This window comes from Haloferax sp. Atlit-12N, from assembly GCF_003383095.1.
GTDB lineage: Archaea > Halobacteriota > Halobacteria > Halobacteriales > Haloferacaceae > Haloferax.
In genome coordinates, this window is record NZ_PSYW01000023.1 from 1 (window position 1) to 2,537 (window position 2,537).

Below are 2,537 nucleotides of genomic sequence, written 5' to 3' on the forward strand. Positions count from 1 at the left end.
TACCAGCAGGGTGACCTCCAGTACGAGTTCACCGACGACGAGCAGTATTCGGCTGCAGACGCCGACGCGGACGTGACGCCTGACGGTGGCGGAAGCGCCGTACACGAGTCTGAGGGTTCACCGACGGACGCTACCGACGAGATGGGTGGCAGAACGGCGGACGGACTGGTGTCGATTGGAGAGACAGTTGTCGAACTTGAAACGACTGATTCGCTAGCAGACGAGGTTCCACCCACGTCGGTCGAGAAGCCGACAGTAGCCGCAGACGGGACGATTCTCGCCCGCCCCGCAGTCGACGCCGTCTCACCACGGGGCGTGCGGTGGTGTGGGTCGGCAGTTCGAAAGCAAGACTGGATGTCGTCGTTGACTCCGCTGACGGCGACGCCTGACGAGAGCACGCTGCCGGCGGTCGACGAACCGGGAGCTGTGCTTGCGTCGCTGATCGACCACCTGAATGATGCACGCGAACCGCTCGCGTTCCAAGTCGTGTTTCAGCGCCGGGAGAGTTGGCAAGCGGATGCGGAACTCCGCAAAGAGGACTTGAATGATGGACGGGATACGCTGTCGCAGAAAATCCTTGGCGACCTACTTGACCCCGAACTAGAGTACGAACGTCGAACCCGTGATGAATTGAGTGACATCGTTGTCAAGCGACTTGACGCGATTGATGCGGTCAATCCCAAGCGCTCGTACACGACGAATATCCGGGCAATTGGCGTACCAACGAGTGAGGCCGGTCGCGACGCCCTTGATGACCGCCTGTCGTCACTCGCGCCGGTGTTCGACCCACTCGACGGCCCGTTCTACGAGATCGAAGCGACGCGACTTCGAGACCGTGGCTTCCGACAATCGAAGAAAGAACAAAACGCGCGAGCAGCGCTCAATCGACTCCTTTCGCGGGAGGTAACGACTGGACGTGGTAAGACCCGGCCGGAGTTGGTTCTCTGTGGGGCCGAGCTTGCGAACTTCATTTTAGTACCATCGTCGGACCAACTGACGGTCGAAGGAACGCGAGGGACGCGTGCTGAACAGCAGAGTCGTGATCCGCTTCCGTGGCCCAATCCTGACTTAGTCCAGCAGTTCCGGGAAGGAATGGCCATCGGGTATGCACTCGATGAAAACGGCTCGCCGCAACAGCGTCCGATTCGGATTCCCCCGAAGCTCCTGACGACACACTACGGTCGGTTCGCCTCAACTGGGAGTGGGAAGTCGAAAGCAATCATCAACGATGCGCTGTCGCTCCGTGAGACGACTGGTGGTCCCGTCGTCACCGTTGACCCAAAGGGCGACGGGATGTGCGCCAACTACCTTCGGAGTCATTACGAGCGCTTCAACGGGCTGGACGATGTCTACCAGTTCCGCGTCCCCGAGACGATTCCCGCGTTTTCCTTTTTCGATATTCGGCCGGCACTCGACGCTGGACGGAATCGGGCGGACGCGATTCAGGACAAGGTCGACCACTTCCACGATATCATGCGGATGATCATGGGTCGCGAGCAGTACGGACAAGCGTTCGTCGCAAACGAGATTCTCAGCTACCTCATCAAGGCGCTGTTCGACGAGGAGTACGGCAGCGACGTCTTCGGGTTGGATGACCTCTTTGCGGCCGCCCTCGAGATGCAGCGGGAGCGAACTGTGCCGCCGGTTTCGGCGGACAATCGGAGCGTCGAGGAGTCGCTCACGCGGCACTTCGCGAAGGACGACCACCAGTTCCAAGTGTCGATGGACGCCGTCGGGAACCGCCTCGATAAACTCAGAGAAGACGCCCACCTGCGACGGATCTTCAGCCACGTTCCGGAACAGGACGAGACGGGAGAGTACGTTGACAACCGATTCGACTTCCGTGAATTCCTCGACGAAGACGCCACGATTCTGTTCGACTTAGGCGACCTCCGCCCGGAGGCACAGCGAGCGATTACACTCCTCCTGTTGAGTAATCTCTGGGACGCAGTGCAGGTGCGTCGCCGTGACGGGAACACGGACTACGAGAACCTTACCAACCTCATCATCGAAGAGGCCGCTCCTGTTGCGGCAACGAAACTCGTTTCCGAGCAGTTGCTTCCACAGGGACGGTCGTTCGGCCTGAGCATGGGACTGGTAATGCAGTTCCCCGGGCAGGTTCGAAACCGTAACGAACGCGCCTACGACGAGGTTCTCAACAACATCAAGACGAAGCTCATCGGGAACATCTCGATTGAGCACGACCTCGCTGAATCGTTGGCCCACGAAGACTTGAGCCCGACCGACCTCAGAAATCGGATCAACACACTCCCTAGTGGGGAGTGGATCGCCCAACTCCCGAGTCCATCATTCGGGGAGACAGGCCCGGCCCCGTTTTCGGTGAAGCCGCTCCCGATAGCGGCCGGCCATCCAGAGAGCGACGAGCCGTTGTCTGTCGAACAGGCGGACCATTTTGAGGCTGTGGCCCTCCCACGACTGTCGGAGCGAACACAGGCTCAGTATGGGCTTGGTGAGGTGGGTGACTCGACCCCGATCCGAGATGAGGCTGGTTGGGGGATTTCAGGAGCCAACACAAA

The 2,537-nt window shown here is 59.8% G+C and carries 1 protein-coding gene; it reads left to right on the forward strand.

The annotated features are described in order from the left end of the window. Positions 1–2,537: ATP-binding protein (locus C5B90_RS19700; RefSeq protein WP_148708265.1), on the forward strand; the 2,537-nt coding region annotated here is incomplete at both ends.